Annotated in this window: 21 protein-coding genes; 13 read left to right on the forward strand and 8 right to left on the reverse strand. The window is 27.0% G+C overall.

Going from position 1 to position 21,643, the window contains the following annotated elements; translation table 11 throughout:
* Positions 1-103: 103 nt before the first annotated feature.
* The 3 genes from argC to ACQPVP_RS05290 are packed head-to-tail and all read right to left on the reverse strand — an operon-like array spanning position 104 to position 3,764.
* The gene (argC, locus tag ACQPVP_RS05280) at positions 104-1,150 is read right to left on the reverse strand and encodes an N-acetyl-gamma-glutamyl-phosphate reductase (protein WP_430847964.1); all 1,047 of its coding nucleotides are present in this window, start codon (positions 1,148-1,150) and stop codon (positions 104-106) included.
* Positions 1,138-2,538, reverse strand: coding sequence for an argininosuccinate lyase (argH, locus tag ACQPVP_RS05285; protein WP_430847966.1), 1,401 nt, complete (start codon positions 2,536-2,538; stop codon positions 1,138-1,140). Before argH ends, argC begins: the two co-directional genes overlap by 13 nt.
* Before the next feature lie 2 nt (positions 2,539-2,540).
* The gene (locus ACQPVP_RS05290; protein ID WP_430847968.1) at positions 2,541-3,764 is read right to left on the reverse strand and encodes an argininosuccinate synthase; all 1,224 of its coding nucleotides are present in this window, start codon (positions 3,762-3,764) and stop codon (positions 2,541-2,543) included.
* A 415-nt stretch (positions 3,765-4,179) separates the two neighbouring features.
* Here ACQPVP_RS05290 and ACQPVP_RS05295 point away from each other — a divergent pair, with 415 nt between their 5' ends.
* The 4 genes from ACQPVP_RS05295 (at position 4,180) to ACQPVP_RS05310 (ending at position 6,080) form a co-directional block, all read left to right on the forward strand.
* Positions 4,180-4,494 carry a hypothetical protein gene (locus ACQPVP_RS05295; RefSeq protein ID WP_430847970.1) on the forward strand — a complete coding sequence of 105 codons (315 nt, stop codon included), beginning with the start codon at positions 4,180-4,182 and terminating at the stop codon, positions 4,492-4,494.
* 12 nt (positions 4,495-4,506) lie between these two features.
* Positions 4,507-4,647, forward strand: coding sequence for a hypothetical protein (locus tag ACQPVP_RS05300; RefSeq protein WP_430847972.1), 141 nt, complete (start codon positions 4,507-4,509; stop codon positions 4,645-4,647).
* 27 nt (positions 4,648-4,674) lie between these two features.
* A complete protein-coding gene (locus ACQPVP_RS05305) occupies positions 4,675-5,121 on the forward strand; it encodes a GNAT family N-acetyltransferase (RefSeq protein ID WP_430847974.1) in 447 nt (148 codons plus the stop codon).
* 152 nt (positions 5,122-5,273) lie between these two features.
* Positions 5,274-6,080: an Rpn family recombination-promoting nuclease/putative transposase gene (locus tag ACQPVP_RS05310; protein WP_430847976.1), complete on the forward strand. Its 807-nt coding sequence runs from the start codon at positions 5,274-5,276 to the stop codon at positions 6,078-6,080.
* 48 nt (positions 6,081-6,128) lie between these two features.
* On the opposite strand, the gene ACQPVP_RS05315 is transcribed toward ACQPVP_RS05310, so the two are convergent.
* Positions 6,129-6,509: a DUF4363 family protein gene (locus ACQPVP_RS05315; protein ID WP_430847978.1), complete on the reverse strand. Its 381-nt coding sequence runs from the start codon at positions 6,507-6,509 to the stop codon at positions 6,129-6,131.
* The gene (locus ACQPVP_RS05320; RefSeq protein ID WP_430840455.1) at positions 6,509-7,210 is read right to left on the reverse strand and encodes a YetF domain-containing protein; all 702 of its coding nucleotides are present in this window, start codon (positions 7,208-7,210) and stop codon (positions 6,509-6,511) included. Before ACQPVP_RS05320 ends, ACQPVP_RS05315 begins: the two co-directional genes overlap by 1 nt.
* A 155-nt stretch (positions 7,211-7,365) precedes the next feature.
* On the opposite strand from ACQPVP_RS05320, the gene ACQPVP_RS05325 reads away from it, so the two are divergent.
* From ACQPVP_RS05325 to ACQPVP_RS05345, 5 genes are all read left to right on the forward strand, one after another.
* Entirely contained in the window at positions 7,366-9,021 is a 1,656-nt protein-coding gene (locus ACQPVP_RS05325) for a nucleoside kinase (RefSeq protein WP_430840456.1), read from the forward strand.
* A gap of 265 nt (positions 9,022-9,286) precedes the next feature.
* The gene (locus ACQPVP_RS05330; RefSeq protein WP_430847980.1) at positions 9,287-10,063 is read left to right on the forward strand and encodes an ABC transporter ATP-binding protein; all 777 of its coding nucleotides are present in this window, start codon (positions 9,287-9,289) and stop codon (positions 10,061-10,063) included.
* Positions 10,053-12,107, forward strand: coding sequence for an ABC transporter permease (locus ACQPVP_RS05335; RefSeq protein WP_430847982.1), 2,055 nt, complete (start codon positions 10,053-10,055; stop codon positions 12,105-12,107). Before ACQPVP_RS05330 ends, ACQPVP_RS05335 begins: the two co-directional genes overlap by 11 nt.
* An 8-nt stretch (positions 12,108-12,115) precedes the next feature.
* Positions 12,116-12,805, forward strand: a complete 690-nt coding sequence (locus ACQPVP_RS05340; protein WP_430840459.1) for a response regulator transcription factor — start codon at positions 12,116-12,118, stop codon at positions 12,803-12,805.
* Positions 12,798-13,823, forward strand: coding sequence for a sensor histidine kinase (locus ACQPVP_RS05345; RefSeq protein WP_430847984.1), 1,026 nt, complete (start codon positions 12,798-12,800; stop codon positions 13,821-13,823). The genes ACQPVP_RS05340 and ACQPVP_RS05345 overlap by 8 nt, the downstream gene beginning before the upstream one ends.
* Positions 13,824-14,100: 277 nt before the next feature.
* Here ACQPVP_RS05345 and ACQPVP_RS05350 read toward each other — a convergent pair whose 3' ends face one another.
* The 3 genes from ACQPVP_RS05350 to ACQPVP_RS05360 form a co-directional block, all read right to left on the reverse strand.
* The gene (locus ACQPVP_RS05350) at positions 14,101-14,676 is read right to left on the reverse strand and encodes a hypothetical protein (protein WP_430847986.1); all 576 of its coding nucleotides are present in this window, start codon (positions 14,674-14,676) and stop codon (positions 14,101-14,103) included.
* A 202-nt stretch (positions 14,677-14,878) separates the two neighbouring features.
* Positions 14,879-15,913, reverse strand: a complete 1,035-nt coding sequence (locus tag ACQPVP_RS05355) for an IS1595 family transposase (protein ID WP_430847988.1) — start codon at positions 15,911-15,913, stop codon at positions 14,879-14,881.
* Positions 15,914-16,183: 270 nt separating this feature from the next.
* Positions 16,184-16,969 (reverse strand): hypothetical protein, encoded by a 786-nt coding sequence (locus ACQPVP_RS05360; RefSeq protein WP_430847990.1) that lies wholly within the window; start codon positions 16,967-16,969, stop codon positions 16,184-16,186.
* Positions 16,970-17,351: 382 nt separating this feature from the next.
* Here ACQPVP_RS05360 and ACQPVP_RS05365 point away from each other — a divergent pair, with 382 nt between their 5' ends.
* From ACQPVP_RS05365 to ACQPVP_RS05380, 4 genes are all read left to right on the forward strand, one after another.
* Complete coding sequence (locus ACQPVP_RS05365) at positions 17,352-17,831, forward strand: hypothetical protein (protein WP_430847992.1); 480 nt, start codon at positions 17,352-17,354, stop codon at positions 17,829-17,831.
* 255 nt (positions 17,832-18,086) lie between these two features.
* Positions 18,087-18,767, forward strand: a complete 681-nt coding sequence (sdaAB, locus tag ACQPVP_RS05370) for an L-serine ammonia-lyase, iron-sulfur-dependent subunit beta (RefSeq protein WP_430840464.1) — start codon at positions 18,087-18,089, stop codon at positions 18,765-18,767.
* A gap of 1 nt (position 18,768) precedes the next feature.
* A complete protein-coding gene (gene sdaAA, locus ACQPVP_RS05375) occupies positions 18,769-19,650 on the forward strand; it encodes an L-serine ammonia-lyase, iron-sulfur-dependent, subunit alpha (protein ID WP_430840465.1) in 882 nt (293 codons plus the stop codon).
* Positions 19,651-20,693: 1,043 nt separating this feature from the next.
* Positions 20,694-21,593 (forward strand): ROK family protein, encoded by a 900-nt coding sequence (locus tag ACQPVP_RS05380; RefSeq protein ID WP_430840466.1) that lies wholly within the window; start codon positions 20,694-20,696, stop codon positions 21,591-21,593.
* The last annotated feature ends 50 nt before the right edge of the window (positions 21,594-21,643 follow it).

Here is a 21,643-nt window from a genome sequence, read left to right on the forward strand (position 1 = left end):
GTGCTAATAATTTGCATTAAAATAAATTATTACAAATTAGCATTCTTAATTTAGAAGAATGAGAAATTAATTCCTAAATTTTCAATTCTTCATTTTTCATTTCTTAGTGTCCTGGTGACACTAAGAATAATCCATTTTTTTCTTCAAAGCCACAAACTATATTCATATTTTGAATTGCTTGTCCTGCAGCACCTTTAACCATATTGTCTATAGCGCTTACTATAATAATTCCATCTCCTCTATGGTTTAGATGAAGAGATATATTACAGTTATTTGTATATTTAACATCTTTAATAGAAGCTATATCTCCTAATGGCAATATATTTATAAAAAATTCATCTTTATAAAAGTTTGTATATAGATTATGAATTTCTTCTAAGTTTATTTTTTCTTTAGTTTCTTTTTTGGGAATACAGTAGATTGTTGAAATTATTCCTCTATTTATAGGAAGTAGGTGAGGAGTAAAGGTTACTTGAACTTTTTCTTCTGCAATTTCAGATAAACATTGCTCAATTTCTGGTGTATGCCTATGACCACCTATACCATAGGGTGAGAAGTTTTCATTAAGTTCAGGGTAGTGGGACTTTAAAGTAAGTCCTCTGCCAGCTCCTGTTGCTCCTGATTTTGAATCACAAATTATATTATTAAGATTAATTAAGGAATTCTTTAATAAGGGCATTAAAGCAAGCTCTATAGATGTAGGATAGCAGCCTGGATTTGCTATTATTTTATATTCCTTAATTTTCTCTCTATTAAATTCAGGTAATGCATAAATACTTTCTTTATGAAGATTTTTGTATTTATAATCTTTGTTGTACCACTTTTTATAGTCTTCTTCTTTTTCAAGTCTAAAATCTGCCCCAAGATCTATTAAAATCTTATTTTCTTTATGAACTAAATTTGCTATTTCCTCACTTAATCCATGGGGAAGAGCAGCAAAAATTACATCACACTTTTTTATTACATCTTCTTGATTTTCACATATTAAATTAGTTATTCCATAAAAGTTTTTATATATAGACGAAATACTTTCACCTTCGTAAGAAACAGAACTAATAGCTTCAATTTTAACTTTTGGATGATTTAATAAAAGTCTAAATAGTTCAGCGCCTACATAGCCAGTTGCCCCAATTATTCCTACTTTAAGCATTTAATTGCCTCCTTAGTTTTATTTATTGACTCCAATAGTAATTCAAGTTGTGCTTTAACTGAAGAGGAGCTTGGACCTCCAAACACTTTTCTTTCTTCTACACAGTTTACTAAATTTATTGCTTCATATATATCTTCTTCAAATATAGGAAAGAAGGTCTTAAATTCTTCTAAAGTAAGATCATCTATGGATATATTTTCTTTTATACAATGAAGAACAATAGCACCAACTATTTCATGAGCAGTTCTAAAAGCTAAGCCTTTTTTTACTAAATAATCTGCTACATCAGTAGCATTGGTAAAGCCTAAAGATGCTCCTTTTCTCATAGTATCTTTATTTACTTTTAAAGTATCTAGCATACCGGCAAAGGTCTTAAGAGAAAGACTTGCTGTATCTAGTGCATCAAATAAGGCTTCTTTATCTTCTTGCATATCCTTGTTATAAGCTAGAGGCAAGCCTTTCATAACTGTAAGAAGAGTAATTAAATCTCCGTAAACTCTTCCAGTTTTTCCTCTAACTAATTCAGCTACATCTGGATTTTTCTTTTGAGGCATTATGCTACTGCCTGTACTATATTCATCTGATAATTCTATAAAACTAAATTCATTTGTAGCCCAAAGGATAATTTCTTCAGAAAATCTTGATAAATGCATCATTATCATAGATAAGACTGAAAGAGCTTCAATAGCATAATCTCTATCGGATACTGAATCTAAACTATTTACTGTAATTTGTGCAAAGCCAAGATCTTTTGCAATCATATGCCTATCTAAATTATAGGTAGATGTAGCAAGAGCTCCACTACCTAAAGGCATTTCATCTAACCTTTTATAGCAGTCTAAAATTCTACTAATATCTCTTTTAAACATTTCAGCATAAGCTAAAAGATGATGAGAGAAGGTTATAGGTTGAGCCTTTTGCATATGAGTATAACCAGGCATTATAGTATTTATATTTTCACAAGCCTTTTTATATAAGATTTCTTGAAGATTAATTACATCATTAGATAAGCTTATTAAAGCATTCTTTAAATAAAGCTTAGTATCTAAAGTTACTTGGTCGTTCCTACTTCTTCCTGTATGAAGTTTTTTTCCTTCATCACCAATATAATAGGTCAAAGTTGCCTCGATAAAGCTATGAATATCTTCAGAAGCCTCATCTATTTTAATTACTCCATTTTCAATTCTTTTTAATATTGTTTCTAAACCTGCAGCGATTTTATTACTATCTTCCTTTGGAATTATATTTTGCTCTCCAAGCATTTTTACATGAGCTAAGCTACCTAAGATATCTTCCTTATACATTCTAGAATCTATCTTTATAGATGAATTGAAATCATTAACTAAAGAATTAACTCCTTTTTCAAAACGTCCGCCCCAAAGCTTCATGATTATTTGCCAGCTTTCTTTATTGCTTCATTCATCTTTGATTTTACTGTGATAGGTAGTCCAAATAAATTAATAAATCCTGCAGCATCTTTTTGATTATAAACAGCATCTTCGCCAAAGGTAGCATAATCTTCACTATATAATGAATAAGGAGATTTCATTCCTGCATTAACCATATTTCCTTTATATAGTTTTAGTTTTACTTCACCAGTTACTGTTTCTTGAGTTTTATTAACAAATTCAGTTAATGCTTCTCTAAGAGGTGTAAACCATTGGCCATTATAAACTAATTCAGCAAATTTTAAAGCTATAATTTCTTTATAATGGGAAGTTTCTTTATCTAAACAAAGTTCTTCTAAATCTTTATGAGCCTTGTATAAAATACTTCCACCAGGAGTTTCATAAACACCTCTAGATTTCATACCAACTAATCTATTTTCAACCATATCCATTATTCCTATGGCATTTTCTCCGCCAATCTTATTAAGTTTTTCTATTAAAGTAGGTCCATCTAATTCTTCACCATTTAAAGCAACTGGAATACCCTGTTCAAACTTCAATGTAATATATGTTGCTGTATCAGGTGCTTTTTCCAATGTATTAGATAGCTCTAATATTTTTCCGTAATTAGGTTCATTAGCAGGATCTTCTAAATCTAAACCTTCATGACTTAAGTGCCAAAGGTTTTTATCCTTGCTATAATTAGTTTCATAACTTATTGAAATAGGAATTTCTCTATCTAAAGCATATTTAATTTCTTCTTCTCTAGATTTAATATCCCAAATTCTCCATGGTGCTATAATGTCCATATTAGGGGCAAAGGCTTTAACAGCTAGTTCAAATCTAACCTGATCATTTCCTTTACCAGTACAACCATGACATATAGCATCAGCACCTTCAGCTAGTGCTATTTCCACAAGTCTTTTTCCTATTATAGGTCTTGCAAAAGAAGTTCCAAGAAGATATTTACCTTCATAAACTGCATTAGCTTGAATAGTTGGGAAAATATAATCTTCTACAAATTCCTTATTTAAATCTTCAATATAACACTTAGATGCCCCAGTTTTAAGTGCTTTTTCTTCTAAGCCTACAAGTTCATCCTTTTGTCCAACATTACCAACTACTGCAATTACTTCACAATCATAAGTTTCCTTAATCCAAGAGATAATAATTGAAGTATCAAGTCCCCCAGAATAAGCAAGTACAACTTTATTATATTTTTTCATATTAATTAGCCCCCTTTTTGTAATTAAGACTGAAAAATTAAGAATGAATAATTTAGGATGTAATTTGTTCCAAATTACTAAAATAGATTTTTTATAAATTTCTTTAATTCATTTCTAAATTTTCATTATATTTCTAACTTGTTTATAATTATACACTTGATGGTATAATTATGCAAGGATATTTTTTATATTTATGCAAAATTTACGTATAATTGTTGAATAACATCTTATATTGCGAATAATTAACTTATAAATATGTAACTGTTAATTGGAAGAAGGATAATTTTAGATTAAATTCACTTGGTTATTTTTAGAAGAAAATTGAATAGTGTGGAATTTACAAAGTATGCTATAATAAGTTCATAATAGTAGTAGATATTGAGAATAGAAAAAATATAAAGTTAAGGAGGTATATATGAGTAATTCTACAAGATTGTATAGTTATATTATAACCTTAGTTAGTATGTCTATTTTATCAAAAATAATAAAAAATCCTTTTTTAGTATTTTTATGTTTATTGTTATATTTTATAATTTTATGGTTTTTACTTAGTTGGAAAACATTTAATGCTAAATGGGTTTGCGATGAATGTAATAAAAATATCAATATTTCATTTTTAAAAAATATAAGAAGTTTCTTTTCTTTTAAAAATAAGATATATTATCGCAAAGTATATTGTAACAGATGCAAAGAAAAGAAATGGTTTAGATGTATTTTGGAAGATAAATAAAAGTAAGTCTATATGAATTTAAATACAGTATTATTCAAAATATATGGTGTTATTATGCTAGAAGTTGAATTTGTAATAGTAGTTATGGTTTTTATAAGTGTAGAATTTATTTTTAAAAAGGCTTTTTATAAGAAAATTGATACACAATTTTAAATTTACATCATATAGGAGCTTGGAAGAATGAATATTAGAAAAGCAACAAAAAAAGATCTATCAAGAATAGCAGAAATATATGTTTTTAATAATCGAATTAATTATTGGCCAATTTTTAAAGATGATGGATTTTCATTTGGAGAATTGCAAGTAGTTACTATGGTTGATAATTATTTTGGAAAAGATGAAATATTAAAAAATATATTAGTTTATGATGATGGTTTAATAAAAGGATTCATTCAAATGAATGGGACAGAAATTTGTAAAATATATGTAGATACCTTTTTTCAAAGTAAAGGTATTGGAAAAGAACTTATAGAATATGCGATTAATGAGTATCACGCTAATACTCTCTGGGCATTAGAAAAAAATAAAAGGGCAATTTCTTTTTATAAAAAACATGGATTCAATTTAACTGGTGAAAAGAAATTTGAAGAAGATACTATAGAGTATTTAGTTCAGTTGACAAGATAAAAGTATATTCAAGGCTTCACAAAAGATTATAAAAATTTTATATATAAATGTTGAGCAATTCTAAGTCACATTGATAACGAGTGAATATTTTAATATAATATAGGTAATAAATTAATCAAAAGATAAAATAATAAATATAGAGGAATAATATAATGTCAAAAACATTAAAAGAGTTAAACCTAGAAGACGATTTCCTATTTGCGAAAGTAATGAGTAATAAGGAAATTTGTAAAGAGTTTTTAGAGAAACTTCTAGAAATAGAAATTGAAAAGATAGAAATGCCAGAAAATCAAAAAACAATAGATTTACTTTTAGAAAGTAAAGGTATTAGATTAGACATATATGTTAAAGATGAAAATAATACTGTATATAATGTAGAGATGCAACGAGGAAAGCATAGAAGTCTTCCTAAAAGATTAAGATATTATCAAGGAAATATTGATTTAGATTTAATAAGTAAAGGTGATGATTATAGGAAACTTGGTAAGAGTTATATTATATTCATATGTACATTTGATTTATTTGAAGCTGGAAGGCATAAGTATACATTTGAAACTGTATGTGTTGAAGATAGTAGTATAAAGTTAAAAGATGATACCAATAAAATTATTTTAAACACTACAGGAGTTATTAAAGATTTAAGTGATGAACTTATTGAATTTTTAAAATATGTAGAGCACTCAGATGATAAAATAGCAGAAGAAGCTACAGGAACTTTGGTTAAAAATATTCATAAAAGAGTAATTGAAGTTAAGAATAATCCTAAGGTGGAGGTTGAGTTTATGACACTATTAGAACGAGATAGAGAAAAGTTAGAAGAAGGAAGAGAAGAAGGAAGAGAAGAAGGTATTGAACTTGCGAAGAAGGTGTTCAAACTTTTAAGTAAAGGAGAGTCAATCTCTAATATAGCAAAAATATGTAATATATCCGAAGAAAAGGTTAAAGAAATAATAGAATAAAAGATGTTAATAAACCCCAAAAAGTGCCTACTGATTAGGCACTTTTTATTATAGAAGATTTTTTATGTTAGGCATTTGCAAATCTCTTAAGTGTTCTGCAGTTGAACGAACCGCATGAAGGGTTGCAAGAGATTCAGCTCTATCATCTCCTCTTATATATAAAGATAGCTTTAATGCATCATTTTTTAAAACATCATAATCAACATGATTTAAATAAATAGCTGGTACATCAGCTTCTTCTATTATTAGCTCAATTAAAGCCACTGCATCTTCATAGGCTTTATCTTCGTCATAATTATTTAAAGCTTCTTCTATTAAATTGCATTTAACTATAATTTCATTACAAAGGTCAACAAACTTGTTGTTTAAGAAAAAAAGCCCTATAACTAAGGCTATAAAAAGACCAATAGATATAATAGTATTTTTCATTATGTAGCCTCCTTATCTCTATGAAGCTGATAAATAAATTTTCCATTAGTATCTGTCATAGCAATTACAACATCTTTAATTGAATTGACTTTATGTTTTTTTAGTTCATTTATAACCCATTCGTCACCTTTATTAGAAGAAGTTAATGAATTTCTATTAAATTCCCCATCTAAAACATAGATAATAGGTAATTTAGGTTTAGAATTACTATTATTATTTGATGAAGAATTGGAGTTATTTGAAGATCCGTTAGAATTATTATTAGAAGTTAGAAAAGACATTTGTCCGTTGTTTTCTAATATCCCATATTCAATTTCACTTAAGTCGAAATATCCAGCAAGACGTATTTCTTCCATAAGTTCATCTAAATTAATTTGTTGTTTTTTTAAATTTTCATATTTAATTTTTCCTCTAGCAATTAGAATACAAGGTTCTCCTTCAAGTATTTGTCTAGCTTTTTGGCTTTTAAGCTGTAGTAAAGATAATAAGGTTTTAATAAATAGCAGAGTTACTATAGGAATTACACCTAAAATCAAAGGTAATCTTGTATCTTGCATTGGGAGAGCAGCTAAATCAGAAATCATAATAGTGATTACAAATTCATAAGGTTGAAGCTCTCCAATCTGTCTTTTACCCATTAGTCTTATTACTAGAACAACTAAGGCATAAAGAAAGATAGTTCTTAATAATACTATAAACATATAACCACCTCGCAATAAGTATTATTTGTGTAAAGGCAAATTTTATACTTATATCAATTATCTATGTAGAATTTTTGAGTAATAAGTATATAATATTAGATAAGCTGTTAGAATATACTGACAAATATAACTGGCTTATGGCAAGGAGGAGAGACATGAGTAAATTTAAGATTAATTATGAAAATAAAGAGCATTTAATTGAAGAAGGCATTACTTATAAAGAGTTATTAGAAAATCATTTGAAAATTAATCCTTATGATATAGCATTATGTAAATTAAATAGAGAATATTATGAGCTATTTAAAAATATTACAGAAGATGGAGAACTAGAACTTATTACTTTTGATAGCTCAATTGGATATAAAATATATGCAAGAACATTACAATTTATATTTATTAAAGCCACTTTAGATCTATTTGATAATTCAGTAATTACAATAGAACATAGCATTGGAGATGGAGTCTTTGGGGAGCTTCATAAGGAAGAAGCTTTGAAAGAGGAAGATATAATTAAGATTAAGGAAAAAATGACAGAGCTTATAAATAAAGATATTCCTATAAAGAAAATAAAAATGAAGAGAAGAGAAGCTATTGAAATATTTAAGGGATATGGAATGGATGATAAAGTATCCTTATTGAATCATGTATCCTTTGAGTATGTAAATCTATATGAATTAGATGGAAGATATGATTATTTTTATGGACAAATGGCAGCTTCAACAGGAGTAATTAAGGCTTTTGACTTAATGTATTATAGCCCAGGATTCGTTTTAAGATATCCTAAAAGAGAAAATTTAAACGTAGTAGAAGAATTTAAGGAAAATAGAAAACTATCTCAAATATTTTTAGAAACTGAAAGATGGTTAAGTATTTTAGGTGTTGGAGAAGTAGGATCTTTAAATGATAAAGTTGAAAATCACGAACTTAGAGATTTGATAATGGTTTCAGAGGCTTTACATGAAAAAAAGATTGCCCAAATAGCTGATATGATTAATGAAAGAAAAGAAACTAAGATAGTTTTAATAGCTGGTCCTAGTTCATCTGGAAAAACAACTTTTGCCAATAGATTATCTGTGCAACTAAGAGTAAATGGATATGTACCAGTTCCAATATCATTAGACGATTATTTTGTTGATAGAGAGCATACTCCAAAGGATGAAAATGGTGAGTATGATTTTGAAAGCATATATTCTTTAGACTTAGAATTATTCAATTCTCATTTAGGAAGTTTATTAAAAGGAGAAGAGGTAGAAATTCCAAGTTATAATTTTAAAAAAGGCGAAAGAGAGTGGCTTGGAAATAAACTAAAACTACCTAATAACGGAATAATATTAATAGAAGGAATTCATGGTTTGAATCCAATGCTAACATCCTCTATAGCAGATAAACAAAAATTTAAAATATATATATCTGCTTTAACTCAATTAAATTTAGATAATCACAATAGAATAGCAACAACAGATATAAGAAGAGTTAGAAGGATAGTAAGAGATTATCTATCAAGAGGGTATGGGGCAGAAGACACTTTGAAAATGTGGCCATCTATTAGAAGAGGAGAAGAAAAAAATATATTTGTCTATCAAGAAGAGGCAGATGTTATGTTTAACTCCACTTTAGTATATGAGTTATGCGTATTAAAAAAATATGCTTTAGAAGAATTAGATAAAATAGATTCAGATAGTCCAGTGTATATATTAGCAACTAGACTTAAATCATTCTTAGGATTCTTTAAAGAAATAGATAAAGACTATGTACCAACTAATAGTATTCTTAGAGAATTTATTGGTGGTAGTGATTTTTATAAATACTAAATATAATAAAGAGTTGATAATATTTAAAAGATCTCCTACTTTGTAATTTATTTTACAAAATAGGAGATTTTATGATTTTGTTTTAAAAAGTAAAATGATTCAGAAATCATTGCTAAGTTTTTACTTACAAAACCTTTCACCAACTGTAAGTGTTTTATTTTAATAATTCCATTTATAATAATTTTAGAAGATGATAATTAGAAATAAATGAAATTCCGGAGTTTTATTTGTTTGATATAAAGAAATGATGCGAAAGGTGATTACAATGAATGAAAGAATATTAGAAGTTAAAAATTTGAAAAAATATTATGGCAAAAAAGATTCTGCAACTAAGGCTTTAGATGGAATTAGTTTTCAAGTTATGAATGGTGAATTTATTGGAATTATGGGAAGTAGTGGTTCAGGAAAAACAACGTTGCTTAATTGTATTGCAACTACAACTCATCCTACGGAAGGTAATATTTTATTAAATGGAGAAAATGTTGAGAAATTTAAAGGAAATAAATTAGCAGATTATAGAGGGAATAAGATAGGTTATCTATTCCAAAATTTTGAATTGCTAGAAAATTTAACAGCAAGGGAAAATATTTTACTTCCAATAGCTATTCATAATAAATTACAGAATAATAGTAAGGAAGAAGTAGAAATTCTAGCAGAATATATGGAAATTAGAGATGTATTAGATAAATTTCCTAATGAAATTTCAGGTGGACAAAAGCAGCGTGTTGCGGCAGCAAGAGCTCTGATTTTAAATCCACAAATTATTCTTGCAGATGAACCTACAGGAGCATTAGATTCTAAGAATGCAAAATCCTTAATGCAGAAGCTATCTGATTTAAATGAGGAGCAAAAATCAACTATTTTAATGGTTACTCATGATGCAAATGCAGCTAGCTTTTGTTCTAGAATTTTATTTATACAAGATGGAAAGCTCTTTCATGAATTAAGACGCAAAAAGCCAGAGGAATCTAGACAAGATTTTTATGAAAGAATACTTCTAGTTATGGCACAACTAGGAGGTGGAAGTGCAAATGTTTTATGATTTAGTTAATAGAAATAGTAAGAGAAATAGAAAAGAGAATGGATTATTTTTTATATCATTAATAATATCTATTATTGCATTTTATATTATTTTATCTCTTGAAAAACAAGATGTTATTATATTTTTAAAGACTATGGAAAGTCAAGCAGTACGTAAGTTGTTCTTACTTATTCCAACATTATATGGATTATCATTATTCATTTTATTTTTTCTTGTATATTTTGCAGGAAAATATCAGTTAGAAAGAAGAAGCAGGGAGCTTGGAATGTACTTAATGCTTGGTATGAAACGTAGTAAGTTATTGTTAATGCTTTTTGCGGAAGAACTATGGAACAGCCTATTATCATTAATAATTGGAATACCTTTTGCAGTATTTATATCGGAAGTTATAAGCTTAGTAACAGCTAAAATAGTAGGGCTTGGAATAATAGGACATAGTTTTTCATTTTCCTTTTCAGCTGTTATAGGGACTATATTTGGGTATTTTATTATTAGATTTATAGCACTTATTATTTTAAGTGGTAAATTTTCAAAGAAAGAGGTTGTAGAATTACTTTCAGAATCTCAAAGTGAAAAGAAAAGAAAAATAAATAAGGTTATCGTCAGTATTAAATTAATTGTAGGAGTAATATTACTTTCAGTAGCATTTATTATAGGAATTAAGGGAATAGTATGGAGAGAATTAAAGTTTATGGCACTAATAGTTATACTGGGGCTTTTGGGAGTTTTTCTATTATTCCAAGGAATTGGTGTTTTATTTGAAGGAATACTTAAAAAGAAAAATAATATTAGTGGATTAAAGATGTTTACTTTCAGGCAAATACAAGAGTCTGTTTTCTTAAAGCCAAATACTTTAGCTGTTTCATCATTATTAGTGTTAATTGCAATTAGTTGTTTTGCATATGGGGTTCCAGTAGGTTATCTATTTAATTCAAAGGAAGCCCATATTATGGATTATACTTTTGAGGCAAATAAAGAAGAAGTAGAAGCAATAATAAAAGAACTTGATTTGGAAGCGTATATTGATGGAATATATGAAATGAAGATAGGAATGTTTTATAATGATAAATTTTCAGCAGAAGGGTTAATAAAAGCTGTAGAAAAACAAGATGATTCACAAGGTAAGGAAATATTATTAAATAATCTTCAATATCTTGATAGACCTTATTTAATTTCGCTAAGTTCTTATAATAAGCTTTTAGAAATACAAGGGAAGGATCCAATTAAATTAAATGATAATGAGGCAGCACTTTATGAAGACCCAGACTTTAATTTTAGCTCTATTATAGAGTTGGCTTTAAAGGAGAGGCCTATTATAACATTAGAAGATGAAGAGTATAAATTAAAAGATATATGCTATTCGGATAACATTATAACAGATAGTATGATAACCATAAGTACGGGATTAATAGTTTCTGATGATGTGTTTAAGAAATATACTGATGAGAATAATGTTAGTACTTATATTAATATGACTTTAGATAAGGACTTTGTTAAGAAAAAAGGTTTAATGCAGGCAATCAGTGAAGTTAATGAAAAACTTAATACTACAGAAGCAGTTTATGATGAATATAATGGGGTACGATATGAAAGTTATCTTCAAAATATTGGAAGAGAATTATTTTACACTGTTGCAGCAAGCTATACGACAATATATTTAGCTGTTATTTTCCTTATAATAGCTAATACAGTAATGGGTGTACAATTCTTAATGCATCAACAAAAAACTAAGAAGAGATATCAATCATTAACATATCTAGGTGCAAATTATGAAATGCTATGTAAATCTGCTAGAAATCAAATAACGTGGTATTTTTCACTTTCAATAGCAGTTGCAGCAGTAAGTAGCATATTTGCAGTAAGAACATTATTTGCAGGAATGGTTACAACAGCAATGAAAGAATATGTTGGGAAACTAATGGTTATTTCAGCTTCTGTCATTGTATTAATATGTATGATAGAATTAATTTATATGAATATTGTAAAGAAAAGTAGTGATAAAAATATTTTAAAGCTTATGGATATGAAAAGAGAAGATAATTAGAGGTGATGATGGTGAAGAAGATTGTAATTGTAGAAGATGAGCTTTTTATGAGAGAAGAGCTTCAGTATATTTTAGAAAATGAAGGTTATGATACCTTTTGTATAACTAAATTTTCAAATGCAATAGATGAGATTATATCTGCTTCACCAAGCCTTGTATTATTAGATTTAAATTTACCTGGAATATCTGGTTTTGAAATATGTAAGGGACTTAGAAATAAAAGTAATGTGCCAATTCTTGTATTAACGGGGCGTGATCAAATGAAGGATGAGCTACATGCCCTTAATATTGGTGCAGATGAGTATATAAATAAGCCTTGTCATAAAGAACGTTTATTAGCAAGAATAACTAATTTGCTACGTCGTTTAGAAGACAGGACTAATTTTTTAGAAATAAAAGATATTAAATTAGATTTACAAACCTTTACTATTAATGTTAAAGGTAAGGCTACAATTTTACCTGAAAATCAAGGAAAGATAATGGAATTATTGCTTAAAAACTACCAAAAGCTTGTTACTAAAGAGATGCTATTTGAGAAACTTTGGGGTACAACAGAATATATAGATGAAAATGCTCTTCATGTAAATATGACTAGGCTAAAGAAATCATTGCATAATTTAGATACTAATTATAATATAAGTACAATTAGGGGAAAGGGATATTCTTTAGTACCAATAGGAGACAATAAGAATGATTAAAAAGTTAAGTGGAATATTAATAAAAAACAGGATTTGGATTATTGTTATACTTATATTAAATTTTATATTTGGAGTATTGCTATGGTTAGTTAATGATAAGGCTTTTATTTATATTTTCCCTACAATGGTTACTGGATCTTTAATTTTATATCTTTCTATAGTATTTATTCTTTATAAAAATGATTTAAAAAGAGAAGAAGCAATTAACAACTTTTTGAATGAGCCTACTAAAGATAAAGAAAATGAAATTATCAGTTTGTTTTATTATGAAGAAGTAAAAGTAATTAAAAGTATAGGTGAAATTTTAAGAGAAAAGCAAAATACTATAAATACTTATAAGCAAGGAATTAATGAGTATGAGGAGTATGTAGAAGCCTGGGCACATGAGATAAAAACACCATTAGGGTTAATGACCTTTGTATTAGATAATAGAAAAGAAGAAATATCAGAAATAGCATATAAAAGATTACAATATTCAAGGACTAAAATGCAAGAAGATATAGAAAGAATACTATATTATGCAAGGATAAAATCTACTTGTAATGATTATTTTTTCAAAGAGCTATCATTAAAAGAGAGTTGTATAGAAATAATTGAAGAATATAAAGTAATATTACAGGAAAATGGTATAGGGGTAGTATTAGACATTAAGGATTATAATGTTTTATCAGATAAAAGAGGAATTCAATTTATTATAAGACAAGTAATTAGCAATGCAATAAAATATAAAAATATTGAAGTAAGTAAAAAACAGATAGTTATTTCTTCAGATGATAATGAAAAAAATATAAGACTTAATATAAGAGATAATGGAATTGGAGTTAAGGCTTATGATTTACCATTTATATTTGAAAAAGGCTTTACTGGTGAGATTGGAGAACAAAGAAAAAACTCTACAGGAATGGGATTATATTTAGCAAAACAAGTAGCTGACGGCCTAAAAATTAATTTAGAGGTAAATGAAAATTATACTGAGGGATTTGAAATTTCATTAACCTTTCCTAAGGTAATTCATTAAAAGTAAAACATTTGTAGGAGATATATATTTAAGTGATAAATTAATAAGAGCAGGATATAGAATTAATAAAATCCGTGTAGCAGAGTCAATAGTTATTGATTTGCTTAATCCACAGTCACCTAATATATCTACTAATTATGCACCTGTTATAAAAAATTTAGGCTCTGTTAGATTAAATTGTTGATTTACTACGTTAAATTAGGTTGTCTTAATATTAAGACAACCTAATTTAAATGACTTTCAATAATGTGTTGCACAATTTTTTAAAATTGCAAACTTATTTCTTAATTTCTTCGCATACTAATTTTATAAAAATATTCATTTTATTTTCTTCAATTAGTCTATCTAAGTCTTCTTTTGATAAGAATCCCAGTCTATCCATGCTTAAACCGCTACTGCCATCATTAGCATGAAATAAATATACTTCATCCCCTATATCTATTTTTCTATTTCCGCTAAAATAATAATTTGTTAATTTAGATATATCTTCTTCTATTTCTAAATTAGTATATGCCCCGCCAGACATTAGTTTTATTTTATTTTCTTGAATATTTATTGATAGATTAGTATCTTTTATTTTATCCTCTGTTGGTCCATATGCCATACCAAATATCATTTCTTCTTTTACTTTCTCTTTATTTTTATAAATTTCATATACTATCTTCAGTTCATAGCTTTTATCTTTAGGTAAGTTTTTTAAATCATATTTAAATGCTCTGTTTCCAGTTAGTGATAATATTTCATTTTGTTCATCTGTAAATTCTTTAGATTTAATTGTAAAATAGTTATTTTGGGTGCATCCACTAATAATTAAGGCACTCAAAATCGCAATTAAGACCAATACTTTTTTCATCTTTTCCCCCAGTAATTTATATTTTTTAAGTTATATTATTTGCAAAAAAATTGTTTACCCTTAAATAAAATAAATAGTTTTAATATTACTTATTTCTTAGATTAAAAATTCTGTTTCATATTTAAATTTGCATTAAAATAGAATTGTTTGCTTATTATATTATAACCAAATTAATAGTATTTTTCAAATAATTGTAAAATTATTATATAAATTTAGTAACTCTTTCCTTATATCCTTTAATTTTTGTATCAACAAAAGGTATTATGCTATGAATAAGCATATTTTTAGTCTTTATTACTTCTTTATCATTATTGAAGCTTTGTATCCACTTATACCAGCTCATATAGTTAGGTAAAAACTTAGTAGATACTCCTCTAAATTTATACATCCATATTTTAAGATTACTGTGCAATGAATTTACATGATTTATATGATATATATCATTTTTGTAATGTCCTCTGGCTATTTTTTTATGCTCTACTCCAATGTCTTTAGCAAATTGTATATATGATTTATGACTATCTGTGCATATAATCGAATTAGAGTCTATACGTCCTTCATAAAGCCTTTCAAGAGCATTATAAGTAACCCTTCCTTTACATAAAGGTTCTAATATAATATTTCCATTTCTATCGATGGCTGTTGCTATACAAACTTGCTCATTACTTATGCCTCTTTTCTTAACTTCCTTACCTCTTTTACGAGCAGGTCTTGGCATTTCAAATCCGCTCTTTTTATGATTTCCTTTAAAAGACTCGGCAACGAAAGTTTCATCCATCTCTACAATGCCATCGACATCACCAACTCCCATAAAGGCTCTTATGCAATCAAGAATCTTATGTCTCATATAAAAAGATGTTTTTACACTTACCCCTACACTTTCAGCATTCTTTCTTATAGAAAATCCGATAATCATTCCTTTTACATATTCAATCCATGTTTGTAAAGGCAATTTAGTGCAGGATAGTGCAGATTTTGTTAAATCATTAAAGGACTTATTGCATGAGCGACATATATAACGTTGTTTTCCTTTTAATTTACCATTTTTTACTACAGCGGTGGATTCGCAATGAGGACAACATTGACCTTTACTAAATCTTGATTCTCTGAATTCTTTGTTAAGACTTCCATTAGAAGAACCAAGTGTTAGCATTTCACCTATATAGTTAAATAATTCTCTTAGTTGATATTCATTAAGTGAAGTTATATCTGACTTTATATTTGAAATAGTTGTCATAAATCTTACCTCCAATAGTACTAATATCTATATCATAACACTATTTAAGAATTATATGCACATATCAACATTATTATCTAACACAGCCAAAATTTAAAAGAAAGTAATTCTAAAACTTTTAAAGTATCTGATTTTAGAGATTTAGAAGAAGAAATTCATATAATACTAAAAGTTAATTTTGTCGACACTTTTAGGCAGATTTTATAATCTGCTTTTTTTATTAAAGATACTTTAGTGAAATTATAAATAAAATATTTTTATAACATTTTATTATTTATTGATATATAATTTTGCTTCAGAAATTTTATCTTTAGGTATAGGAATAATTAAAAGGTGGACATCTTTATTATTTAGATGGAATCTATTATCATATCTAGTGGCTGATCTACTTATAGTTGCATACTTTATTTCAATATTTCCATTTATAATTTTTTTGCTTTCTAATTGTTTTTCTTTAGGAATATTTAATGGAAATATTTCTTCATTTATGATTATATAATTTTCGTTTAAAATGATACTTTTATTTGTAAAAATAATGTGATCAAGCATACTTATAAACATTTTAATGATTATAGGTAAAAAATAACCAATAATAAATAAAATTAATAAAATTGATAATATAGTTTTATAATGGTCTCTATAATCCTCAACAAAAGCTACAAATATAAGTGCTATAGGAATAATTGTTGAATAGAATTTTATGGCTGCTTTGGATAATGATTCTATTTCAATTGAAAAGTTTAACTTAAAATTATTGATAATAAACTTGCTCCATAACTCATTAGTATATGTCCATTTAATAATATAATCTTTAGGGTTATAAATTTTATAAACTTTATAAGCTTCATATATATATTTAATTGAATATAGCAAGCTTGAAAAAATTCCAATAATACAAAGTGATAGTATAGTAAGGATAATTCCACCTTTAATGGAGTTTTGGGTTAAAATATTCAAATCTATAATACCACTAATTAAAAAAGAAAATACTAAAATAAACATAATTAATTTAATAATATATAAAAAAGAAATTCTAATATTTCTTAAATTTACCAACTAATCATCTCCAAACTTTAGATAAATAGTATTTTGTACAAATTAAATAAACTATATTAAGATGATATCAATAAATTAAATAAAATTCAAATCGTATTTTCCAAATACTTCATTAAGAATCCATTCAAATTTATTTGCAAGAATAAGTTGAATATAACCAAAGTTGAGTTTGTTGTACCATTTCATCAATAGTCATATATAAATCACTTCTTTTTAAAAGTTAATTTTGCTAGCTTGAGTAACTAGTCATTAATTAAAAAGAAGAATTTATTTAATTTGTAAACTAAAAAAGTTATAAAATATAATATGGTACAATATAGAGAATAAGTTAATATATGAAAAAATGAAAGTGATAGTTACTTTTACTTTAATAGGAGGATTTATGAAAGAAATTAGAGTTAAAGAAAATTTACTTAAAATTGCAATCATACACCTAATTGTCTTTGTTGTTTCTACTGTAATATTTATTTGTGATCCATCTAATAGTGATCCTCTGCTTATTGTGGAAATATTACATCCAAATTTTACAATAAAACATTTAGTGATTTGTACCATTTTATTTTTGATATTAGTTATATTATTTAAAGTAGAAAATAAGGTTTTAAATATATATTTGTTAATTATGATGATTATGTCTATCACAATGTCTATGAATTCAAAATTTGGGGGCTATGAGTTTAAGGTAGAAAATCCTTTCATATTGTGGGTTACATATCCACTTGGTTATTATTTATCATTTTGGATTGAAGTGAAAAAAATGACACAGTATAGAATTGTAATAATATCATCTTATTTTATTACTTTAAGTATTCTGCATAAAGTTGCAATTAAGCTTATTAGTAATATTAAGGTTAAAAGGTGATTTAAATGCTCTTTAGAAAGATTATGTAAAATGAAATTATTATTAGAAATATATTAATAAGATCTAAAGAACATTAAAATAACATTAAAATTAAGAAAAGTGGGAATAAATATATTATATGATTTAAATAAATTACTATTCAATAAAATATATGATACTATATTAACTAAACTTTTTAATTAATATGGATATTTATTTGACATAAATATATAATGTTTATATTGAAAAATTATTTACACTAAAGGAGAAAAAATCATGAGTAGCATGGGTGTTTTTGATATATTAGGTCCTATAATGATTGGACCATCTTCTTCACATACAGCAGGGGCTGCAAGACTTGGAAAAGTAGCAAGAACTATTGCAGGTGATGATGTAGTTGAAGTTACTTTTTTATTACATGGATCTTTTGGAAAAACTTATAAGGGACATGGAACTGATAGAGCATTAGTTGCAGGAATAATGGGAATGGAGCCTTCAGATGAGAGACTTAGAGATTCTCTTGAAATTGCAAAGGAAAGAGGAATTAAGATTATATTTAAAGATATAGATTTAGGAGATTATCATCCTAATACAGTTAAATTTTTAATGAAGCTTAAAAACGCTAAAGAATGTGAAGTTATAGGTTGTTCCATTGGTGGAGGAAATATTGAAATAGTTGAAATTAACGGAAATAAAGTTAAGTTTACTGGCGCATATTCTACTATAATCACTTCTCATAGAGATATACCTGGAACTGTGGCAAAGGTTACTAATATTTTATATGATAGTGATGTAAATATAGCATTTTTAACATTAGGAAGAAGTCAAAGAGGGAAAAATGCAACTATGACCTTTGAAGTAGATAGTAAAATATCTGATGAATTAATTGAAGAAATTAAAAAGGTAGATGGAATTGAAAAAGTAATACTTATTAATAAGATAGAGGATGGTGAGTAATATGGAAATAGCGAAATCTGGAGAAGAACTTATTAAAATATGTGAAGAAAATTCTATTTCATTAAGTGAATATGCTATAAGAAGAGAAATGGAAGATAAGGATATATCAAGAGAAGAAGTACTTTCAAAGATGCAAAGAACATTAGAAGCCATGAGAAGTGCAGCAACAGAGGCAAGAAAAAAAGAAGTATATTCTGTAAGTGGATTAATTGGTGGAGATGCTTATAAGCTTCAAGAATATTTAAAAAAAGGAAAATCATTAACTGGAGATACTATGGTGTTAGCAATGGCTATGGCTTTATCATCATCAGAAGTTAATGCATCCATGGGAAGAATAGTAGCTTGTCCTACAGCTGGGTCCTGTGGAATTTTACCATCAGTAATATTAACTGCAGGAGAGAAACTTGGAAAAAGTGATGATGAATTAATAAAGGCTTTATTCGCATCAGCAGCTGTTGGAATGATAATAGGAAGAAATGCAACTTTTGCAGGAGCAGAAGGTGGATGTCAAGCGGAATGTGGTTCTGCATCAGGAATGGCAGCAGCAGCAATTGTAGAAATGATGGGGGGAACTCCAAAGATGTCTTTAGATGCAGCAGCAATAGTATTTAAAAATATCTTAGGACTTGTTTGTGATCCTGTTGCTGGGTTAGTAGAAATACCTTGCGCAAAAAGAAACTCTTCAGGTGCTGTAAGTGCTTTATGTACGGCAGATTTAGTTATGGCTGGTGTAGAATCTAAAATACCATTTGATGATGCATTATCTGCTATGTATAAGGTAGGAAAAAGTTTACCAGCTTCATTAAGAGAAACAGGACTTGGAGGAGTTGCAGTAACTAAAGCAGGTCTAGAACTAAAGAAAAAAGTTTTCGGTGATGAATAAATAATAATGAAAAATTTATAATGGAGAATTAAGGATAAAACTCTTGATGTAGTTTTTAAAATTAAATTTTATTTAAATTATGCATATTAAGGGAAAAGTAGCTGTTGATAAAACATATTTTAAAGTTTTATCAACAGTTACTTTTTTTATAAGATTAAGTTTAAACTTAAAATAGTAATTACAAATATACCTTTCATTACAAGGTGTACTATTAGTAAAGGTTGGTTATTATGGATTATGTAGAATATTATTGAGTAGAAAAAGATAATAACCATGTAAGAAGAGTAGAAATCTTAATCGAAAAAATGTATTTTTAATGGTATGCCAAAACCATTAGTTAGAATGACGAATTTATAAAAATACTCTAAATTAAAGAAACAATTGAACTATTTAATAGAGTGATGAGTTTACAATTAGAAAATTAACAGATGTATAATTAGAATTAAATTATTAATTTATATACTCTAAATGTAGTTTTTATAATTTAGTTTAGATAAATTATTTCTTTTTTGCATTATTATAGAAAAAATGAAAAAAATATATTGAAATGTAATTGTTTTTATTGTATTATATATACATAAACGCGAGTTTATTAAGCGTTTTATATTACACAATGTGTTTATAAATTATACTTACACTTATGATGAAGCTATATTAAATATTATAAATTGATATAATTCAAAGTTATAAATGCGTAACCTATAGTTTATAAATTAATAACTTACAGAATTATATTAAAGTATTTATAAAGTAATAGGAAAGCTATTTATTGCACAGGTGGAAGACAGTTAAACTGATATAACTGAGAAATAAAAGATATAAGATTTTCTAAATCAATACATTAAAATAGTATTTATAGATTAATAGTACTTATAAAATATATGAATTAAAGTTGTTATAAAGACAAAAAAAGTAAACAAATCCCAAAAAAAAGAACATACGGATTTATTTTTTTAACAATAAATAAACACGCGTTTACGAAATGATTCATATTATATTATAAGCAGGTAATTTATAAGACATTTATTTTAAGGAGAGATGTTATGGAAAAAGTTAATTTAGGAATAGATATAGGAGGAACATTCATAAAGTATGCATTAATGGACAAACAATATAACATTAAAGATAAGTGGAAAATTGAAACTATTAAATGTGATACTGCAGCAGAATTTTATGATTACATATGTTCAAACATAAAACTAATTGATGAAATTGATGTAATCGGTATAAGTGCACCGGGGCTTATTGATGAAGATTCAAATGTTAAATCATATGCCGCTCCTAACGTGGCCATTATGTATGGTACAAATATAAACGATGAAATCAAGAAAAGAACACATAAAAAAGTGTCATCAATTAATGATGCAAAATCAGCAGGATTATGTGAATTTAAAATAGGAAATGCAAAAGGAAGCAAATCTTCAGCATTTTTAATTATAGGAACAGGAACTGGAGGATGCATATGTGATGAAAATGGAGTTGTATATGGAAAAGACGCATTTGCAGGAGAATTTCATAATATGCCTTTTGTAAACGATAAGATAGGTGGCCTTGATAAGATGGGCGATTATGCATCGATAACTGGGCTAATAAATATATATAACAGCAAAGTTGACATGGATGAGCAGGTTCAGTATGGATATGAAGTATGCAAGAAGTACTTAGATGGAAACAAAATAGCGGAATTATCAGTAGATGAATGGATAATAAACATAGTAGCTCAATTAATAGTAATTACAGTTTTCTATAATCCAGAAGTTATATGTATAGGTGGAGGAATATCAGAAGAAGACTGGTTTATCAAGAAAGTAAAGGAACAGTATAAGAAGACCTGCATTGCATATCTTGAAGCAGATTTTATTACTACTAAAATTGATAGATGCAAGTACAATAATGATGCCAACATATTGGGTGCAATTATAAATGCTTCTATAAAAAGATAGAGTGTTTTGTTTCAGGAAGAGATAGTTTAAAAATAAATTTATATATAGGT

It is taken from the genome of Clostridium nigeriense (genome assembly GCF_050585265.1).
GTDB lineage: Bacteria > Bacillota > Clostridia > Clostridiales > Clostridiaceae > Clostridium > Clostridium nigeriense_B.

Excerpts from the sequence above, each read along its gene's own strand:
- argC (WP_430847964.1), bottom strand. The coding sequence starts at position 1,150 with ATGCTTAAAGTAGGAATAATTGGGGCAACTGGCTATGTAGGCGCTGAA.
- argH (WP_430847966.1), bottom strand. The coding sequence starts at position 2,538 with ATGAAGCTTTGGGGCGGACGTTTTGAAAAAGGAGTTAATTCTTTAGTT.
- ACQPVP_RS05290 (WP_430847968.1), bottom strand. The coding sequence starts at position 3,764 with ATGAAAAAATATAATAAAGTTGTACTTGCTTATTCTGGGGGACTTGAT.
- ACQPVP_RS05295 (WP_430847970.1), top strand. The coding sequence starts at position 4,180 with ATGAGTAATTCTACAAGATTGTATAGTTATATTATAACCTTAGTTAGT.
- ACQPVP_RS05300 (WP_430847972.1), top strand. The coding sequence starts at position 4,507 with ATGAATTTAAATACAGTATTATTCAAAATATATGGTGTTATTATGCTA.
- ACQPVP_RS05305 (WP_430847974.1), top strand. The coding sequence starts at position 4,675 with ATGAATATTAGAAAAGCAACAAAAAAAGATCTATCAAGAATAGCAGAA.
- ACQPVP_RS05310 (WP_430847976.1), top strand. The coding sequence starts at position 5,274 with ATGTCAAAAACATTAAAAGAGTTAAACCTAGAAGACGATTTCCTATTT.
- ACQPVP_RS05315 (WP_430847978.1), bottom strand. The coding sequence starts at position 6,509 with ATGAAAAATACTATTATATCTATTGGTCTTTTTATAGCCTTAGTTATA.
- ACQPVP_RS05320 (WP_430840455.1), bottom strand. The coding sequence starts at position 7,210 with ATGTTTATAGTATTATTAAGAACTATCTTTCTTTATGCCTTAGTTGTT.
- ACQPVP_RS05325 (WP_430840456.1), top strand. The coding sequence starts at position 7,366 with ATGAGTAAATTTAAGATTAATTATGAAAATAAAGAGCATTTAATTGAA.
- ACQPVP_RS05330 (WP_430847980.1), top strand. The coding sequence starts at position 9,287 with ATGAATGAAAGAATATTAGAAGTTAAAAATTTGAAAAAATATTATGGC.
- ACQPVP_RS05335 (WP_430847982.1), top strand. The coding sequence starts at position 10,053 with ATGTTTTATGATTTAGTTAATAGAAATAGTAAGAGAAATAGAAAAGAG.
- ACQPVP_RS05340 (WP_430840459.1), top strand. The coding sequence starts at position 12,116 with ATGGTGAAGAAGATTGTAATTGTAGAAGATGAGCTTTTTATGAGAGAA.
- ACQPVP_RS05345 (WP_430847984.1), top strand. The coding sequence starts at position 12,798 with ATGATTAAAAAGTTAAGTGGAATATTAATAAAAAACAGGATTTGGATT.
- ACQPVP_RS05350 (WP_430847986.1), bottom strand. The coding sequence starts at position 14,676 with ATGAAAAAAGTATTGGTCTTAATTGCGATTTTGAGTGCCTTAATTATT.
- ACQPVP_RS05355 (WP_430847988.1), bottom strand. The coding sequence starts at position 15,913 with ATGACAACTATTTCAAATATAAAGTCAGATATAACTTCACTTAATGAA.
- ACQPVP_RS05365 (WP_430847992.1), top strand. The coding sequence starts at position 17,352 with ATGAAAGAAATTAGAGTTAAAGAAAATTTACTTAAAATTGCAATCATA.
- sdaAB (WP_430840464.1), top strand. The coding sequence starts at position 18,087 with ATGAGTAGCATGGGTGTTTTTGATATATTAGGTCCTATAATGATTGGA.
- sdaAA (WP_430840465.1), top strand. The coding sequence starts at position 18,769 with ATGGAAATAGCGAAATCTGGAGAAGAACTTATTAAAATATGTGAAGAA.
- ACQPVP_RS05380 (WP_430840466.1), top strand. The coding sequence starts at position 20,694 with ATGGAAAAAGTTAATTTAGGAATAGATATAGGAGGAACATTCATAAAG.